Annotated in this window: 8 protein-coding genes and 1 pseudogene; 4 read left to right on the forward strand and 5 right to left on the reverse strand. The window is 56.4% G+C overall.

Annotated features, from left to right (window positions below; all coding sequences use genetic code 11):
- Together A3722_RS03700 and A3722_RS23085 are read left to right on the forward strand one after the other, a co-directional pair.
- Positions 1–896 (forward strand): efflux RND transporter permease subunit (locus tag A3722_RS03700; protein ID WP_150120420.1); only part of this gene is annotated, 896 nt, incomplete at its 5' end.
- A 149-nt stretch (positions 897–1,045) separates the two neighbouring features.
- Positions 1,046–1,156, forward strand: a pseudogene (locus A3722_RS23085) (transposase); the annotation flags it as partial.
- Between the two features lie 225 nt (positions 1,157–1,381).
- Here the strand turns inward: A3722_RS23085 and A3722_RS23090 are convergent.
- Entirely contained in the window at positions 1,382–1,534 is a 153-nt protein-coding gene (locus tag A3722_RS23090) for a helix-turn-helix domain-containing protein (protein ID WP_114865794.1), read from the reverse strand.
- On the opposite strand from A3722_RS23090, the gene A3722_RS25065 reads away from it, so the two are divergent.
- Positions 1,504–1,626 (forward strand): hypothetical protein, encoded by a 123-nt coding sequence (locus A3722_RS25065; RefSeq protein ID WP_269084660.1) that lies wholly within the window; start codon positions 1,504–1,506, stop codon positions 1,624–1,626. The two genes, A3722_RS23090 and A3722_RS25065, sit on opposite strands and share 31 nt — an antisense overlap.
- 219 nt (positions 1,627–1,845) lie before the next feature.
- Here the strand turns inward: A3722_RS25065 and A3722_RS03705 are convergent, their stop codons facing one another.
- The 4 genes from A3722_RS03705 to A3722_RS03720 form a co-directional block, all read right to left on the reverse strand.
- Positions 1,846–2,337: a sialidase family protein gene (locus tag A3722_RS03705; RefSeq protein WP_009827264.1), complete on the reverse strand. Its 492-nt coding sequence runs from the start codon at positions 2,335–2,337 to the stop codon at positions 1,846–1,848.
- A 28-nt stretch (positions 2,338–2,365) separates the two neighbouring features.
- Complete coding sequence (locus A3722_RS25170; protein WP_009827263.1) at positions 2,366–2,596, reverse strand: c-type cytochrome; 231 nt, start codon at positions 2,594–2,596, stop codon at positions 2,366–2,368.
- A gap of 298 nt (positions 2,597–2,894) precedes the next feature.
- Positions 2,895–3,230 carry a c-type cytochrome gene (locus tag A3722_RS03715; protein ID WP_082849339.1) on the reverse strand — a complete coding sequence of 112 codons (336 nt, stop codon included), beginning with the start codon at positions 3,228–3,230 and terminating at the stop codon, positions 2,895–2,897.
- A gap of 89 nt (positions 3,231–3,319) precedes the next feature.
- Positions 3,320–4,678, reverse strand: a complete 1,359-nt coding sequence (locus tag A3722_RS03720) for an ISKra4-like element ISSusp4 family transposase (protein WP_067627257.1) — start codon at positions 4,676–4,678, stop codon at positions 3,320–3,322.
- An 84-nt stretch (positions 4,679–4,762) separates the two neighbouring features.
- Here A3722_RS03720 and A3722_RS03725 point away from each other — a divergent pair.
- On the forward strand, positions 4,763–5,057 hold a 295-nt coding region (locus A3722_RS03725; protein ID WP_150120421.1), incomplete at its 3' end, for a helix-turn-helix domain-containing protein.

Genomic DNA, 5,057 nt, shown 5'->3' on the forward strand with positions numbered 1-5,057 from the left:
GGGCCGAGGCCGGATCACTGTTCGAGGGCGTGCGACAGTTTCCGATAATGGTGCGTTTTGACGAAGAAAGCCGCGACACACCGGAGGCGATCAGACGCATCGTGCTGGAATCGCCTTCGGGCGCACGGGTGCCGCTGGACACAGTGGCCAATATCGAAACTGTAATCGGTCCACGCCAGATCACACGCGAAGATGGCGAACGCTTCATCACGGTCCAGTCCAACGTGCGCGGTCGCGATATCGGCTCTTTCGTTGCCGAAGCGCAGACGTTGACGGACGCTCAGTTGGATCTACCGCCCGGGTATCGTTTGGTTTGGGGCGGCCAATTCGAGCTTCAGCAACAGGCGAATGCCCGTTTCAAAGTGGTTATTCCGATTACGTTGGGCATCGTTCTGCTGATCCTTCTGGTAACCTTTGGTCGCCTGAAATCAGCGATCCTCATCCTGTTGAATATCCCCTTGGCGCTGACAGGTGGTGCGATGGCGCTCTGGCTGACAGGGTTACCGGTGTCGGTGCCTGCTACCGTCGGGTTTATCGCATTGTTCGGCATCGCGTTGGGCAACGGTATGGTATTGGTCAGTTTCATGGATGATTTTGCGCGCGCCGGTCGCAATCTGGAGGCTTTGGCCATTGAGGCCGCAGGGCTGCGCGCGCGTCCGGTACTGATGACCGCCATGACGACGGCACTTGGGCTGGCACCATTGCTCTTCGCCACCGGCGTCGGTGCCGAGGTCCAACGCCCGCTTGCCACTGTGGTAACCGGGGGGCTTGTTTCGTCAACCGTGCTGACCCTACTGGTCATGCCCGCCCTGCACCGCTGGTTTGCACCCAGACAAGGTGGGCATCATTCGCTTGTCGAAACGGTCCATAGGCATGGTGCGCAGCCAACATCTTAGCCGAGGCACACCGAAGGACCTATCTTCTAAACTACGTCATATCTCCAATCCAGGAAGTGCAAGACGATCATCCGGTAGCTTCTCCATGCCCGCTTTCGTTGTCTTGGGCGTGGGGGCTGCCGAATTTCGATGTTTCGTCACAGACGTGGTATGGCATTCGGTCGGAACGGCGGCTCGTCGAGGATGTTCATCTCAACCTGGCCTACAGGTGGTTCTGCAAGCTGGGCCTGCCCCGTTTTCCGCCACCACAAACCCCGTTCAAAATCAAAGCGGTTGTTGAAGGGTTTTGAACCTTTTGTCCCTTCCCTTCCCTGCCGTAGTGGTTTTCATGTAAATTGGTTCTACCGAACATGCAGAACCGAACCAGACCACCGATAATAGGCAGGAAAAACTATGGCAAAACTATCTCTGAACAAGGCGGCTAAAGAGGCGGGCGTTGCTAAGTCTGGGTCTATCCCAACAAAGGTACGAAATGCGACATAGGATTATCCCTGATTTCTGACGCGCATGATTGTTTGCCTGCTGGTTTCAAAATGGCGTGCAATGGCTGAGATCGTCTCGCCGTTTTTGATCTTGTCTCTCACTTCAGCCTGCTGATCCGCCGATAATGCTGATCGCCTCCCATTCGCCCATGTCATGGGCACATATCAACATGCTCGGCGAGCACGACTTCTTCGAGGAAAAGCTCCGCGATACCCTTGGCATCCTGCCCCCGAAAAAGGCAGCATAAACAGAGCAGCAAAACGGGCGGGGCGAAAACACGAAAAACGCCATCAGACTAACATCATGGCGTGAACGCTATGTCGCATTACGTACCTTTGTTGGGAGGAACCCCAAGGCTAGGATCGGGATGAAGAACCTCGCATATAACATGCGACGCCTCGTTCAACTGCGCCGCATCAACCCGTGTCCGGCGTGAATACCGGGCGATCCAAGAACCGATCACGCGTCAAAGCATGACAAACAAGGCTTGAAGGCCGCAATACAGCGGTTGCGAGGCTCTGCCAATTGCAGGGATTAGCGACACGAAACCATGTTCACGCTTTGATCGGTCATCGTGGGGTATGATTGGCGTTGTCCAGTTCAGACCCTCATCGAAGGAGAAAGCGATCTTTACGTCGTATTGATAGCTGCCCGGCCCATTCAATTCCAACCAATGCGCTGCAAGCGTCCCATCGCTAAGCCCAACGACTGACGGAAAGTCGGCCCAGTTCACAAACAGTGTCTCAGATTGATGAATTGTACGCGCCTCCGTCCAAGAGGTGCCATCGAACAGGGCCATCCGAACGGCGTTGTTACCTTCGGTCCAACTCATCACGATCCGACCATCGGGCAGTGTTGAAAGCGAGGGTTCACGTGCGTGATCCCCAACCGGTGCAATCAGTGGTCTGACTGGAAACAGAGGGGCATCTTCAGCCGCTACAAAGGGCGCACCGAGCATAAAAAGAGCCGTGCAAACGAATAAAAATCTAATCGGCCTCAACCTCCGGTCCAACCGAAACGAGATAAGCCCAGACTGCCTTGGCATCCGTTTCTTTCTTCAATTTGAATGACATGCCAGATTTCGCCTTGCTGTCGTTCAGAAAAGTCGCGAGGAACTTCTTCGGATCTGCAATATAGGCTACGAAATCGCTCTCGTTCCAGACCAAGCCATTCTCGCCCGCTTCACGAATAGAGTCCCGAAATTTATTCCCAAACATTTCTTCGGTCCCTGCTGTTCGGTTGTACACACCATAAAGATTTGGCCCAACCGCGCCACCCTTTCGGATAACGTCACCATCCGTCCTGACGATTGAGTGGCAGGCCTTGCACTTGTTAAATACCTTGTCTCCGGCTGATGCGTCGCCGGTTGCATGTCCATCGGCGAGAACACCTGTTCCGGACTATGCCAGTGCTAGCGTTGCGATAAATTTAGGTTTCATTCGTTTCTCTCCCCGTTGATGACAGTTATTATCTACTGGATGGCTGTTATGCTTTTGCCTCAGGTCGACAGGTCACTCAGTTAATTCCGTTTTCCCTTTGAAGAGCCCGTATATATGCCACGATATTCAATACTTCTGCTCGTGTTACGCCCTCGACAGCTGGCATGTTGCCAAACTTCCAATGGTGCGCCCGAACACCATTCTGTGCTGCGAGGACAAACGCCATGTCACCGTGGTGGCCCGGCTCATAAATCTTGTGCACCAGCGGTGGAGCAACGCCGTCCTGACCCTGCCCATTGACGCCGTGGCAGGTCGCGCAGGCCGCACCATAGGCACGCTTGCCGATTTGCTCTTGCTCGGTGAAACTTGGGGGCAGCCTGACAGTTGCAAGCGCACCTGCGGGAAGTGCCATTCTTTCGTCCGTCTGAGTACTCGTCTGGGAGTGGGTCGGCTGCAGGATGTACCATCCTGCCGCAGCAGGGAGTGGGCAAAACTTGGGGGTTATGCGGCTGCTCTTTGGTAGGCGCCGGTTAGCCGACCGTCGAGAACGGCGGCGCGGACAACCGCCACGCGGTGGGCTCCTTTGGGCGACCATCTCATGCGGCGGCGCTTGCCCATGCGGGTGTTCCCGATGTCGTCCACGCAGCCCTCTGCTCGGGAAGAAAAGACCGGAAGGCCTCTTCGATGTCGCTTGCCGTAGTTCGTCAGGTTGTCCATGTTGTTCGCAAGGTATGAATAGAGGTCTCGGCAGCGAGCTTGCACTCGCCGAGTGGCTTCAGTTGCCACGCGGTCATCTGTAACCAGCCGGGCGCAATCGACGATCAACCATTGCAGACTGGTCGTGGCCGTAAGAACTTTTCCATGCCAAAGGTACCATCGCAGCGTTTCGGCCGGACGTTTGAACAGCACTGGAATGCCGGAGAAACCCCTGCTCTGCAGCAGGCCTTTTACGGCGTTCTCGACGTGCTGAATACGCATCGAGATATGCCACCAGTCGAGGATGTGGCGTACCTTTCCACCGACGGCATTGCGGACGAGGTTTGGCAGGGCTGGTTCCCCGTCCGAAATTACCGTGACGGTTTGTTCGCGATCCCAACCGAGAGACATCAAGTCCCGGCGAAGCTGACTGGCAGGCGACAGGACCGCTTGTTGCACCAAGCCGAAGCGACGGCACCTATCGTGGCTTTCGATCTTGCCAACCACAACATCGAGGTGTCGCTTCTGGTATTCCGGCCTGCATCGGATATGCGCACCGTCTAGGAAAACCGTCAACGCAGGCGCCTCTTTGGCGGCTGAAGGAACCAACGGCTCAGTCTGCTCGCTGTCGCAGATTTCCCTGGCAACTTTGCCCAGTCGATTGCGCACCGATGTATTCACCTGCTTCGCGCAAGGTAGAAAGGTTTCCAGGATACGCGCCGCTTCCCGGAAGGAATGACGCGCCCCAAGTTCGGCCTGAAGGCGTCGCAGTTCCGGGGTCGATCGATCCGGAAAATAGTCAGCGAGAGGCGAAAGCGGTCCGCCCAAGACAACATCGGATTTTGCATTGCAGGCGCACCGGCGAATGCGCGGCGCTTTGACCTCGAACCTGCCGAAAAGCGTGTCGGGCACCCGCGACCGATAATCATGTATAGCCCGGACCCCGTCGCAGTCCGGACAGATCCTGCTGGCTTCGGAAATTTCCTCGATCTGGTCGCGCAGGATCGCATTCTGCAATTGCCCCAGGATCGTCTTCGCATCTTCGAGCAACAACCCGAAACCCTCAGGTTGCGTGCGCCGAAACGGGCGGGATAGGCGGCCGAGACGATGCCTCTTTGTGGTTCCGTTCTCGAAAGTCGTCTCGACAATAATTCGCACGTCCATGGTAGTTCCCCTCTCAATGAACCACTAGTGTTCTCCACCTGACAGGAGATTCCCATCGGCAACGTGATGTGCCATATTTGAGGCATGAGACGCCATGACATCTGCCTTTACCTTGGCCCCGCCGACCGTACTGAGCTTCAAGCCCTGATCAGCAACCGCAACACTGCGCGCAAGCTTGTCTGGCGGGCCGAGATCGTCCTGGCCACAGCGGACGGTCATGGCACGTTCGAGATTATGCGACGCGCGGGCACGTCGAAACCCACGGTCTGGCGCTGGCAGCAGCGGTATCTCGATGAGGGCGTGGCCGGTCTCAAGCGTGACAAGACGCGACCCTCGCGGGTGCCGCCTTTGCCCGTGGAAACAAGGCTGAAGGTGATCG

Source organism: Sulfitobacter sp. HI0027, from assembly GCF_001634775.1.
GTDB lineage: Bacteria > Pseudomonadota > Alphaproteobacteria > Rhodobacterales > Rhodobacteraceae > Sulfitobacter.

Excerpts from the sequence above, each read along its gene's own strand:
- A3722_RS25065 (WP_269084660.1), top strand. The coding sequence starts at position 1,504 with ATGCTGATCGCCTCCCATTCGCCCATGTCATGGGCACATATCAACATG.
- A3722_RS23090 (WP_114865794.1), bottom strand. The coding sequence starts at position 1,534 with ATGACATGGGCGAATGGGAGGCGATCAGCATTATCGGCGGATCAGCAG.
- A3722_RS03705 (WP_009827264.1), bottom strand. The coding sequence starts at position 2,337 with ATGCTCGGTGCGCCCTTTGTAGCGGCTGAAGATGCCCCTCTGTTTCCA.
- A3722_RS25170 (WP_009827263.1), bottom strand. The coding sequence starts at position 2,596 with ATGTTTGGGAATAAATTTCGGGACTCTATTCGTGAAGCGGGCGAGAAT.
- A3722_RS03715 (WP_082849339.1), bottom strand. The coding sequence starts at position 3,230 with ATGGCACTTCCCGCAGGTGCGCTTGCAACTGTCAGGCTGCCCCCAAGT.
- A3722_RS03720 (WP_067627257.1), bottom strand. The coding sequence starts at position 4,678 with ATGGACGTGCGAATTATTGTCGAGACGACTTTCGAGAACGGAACCACA.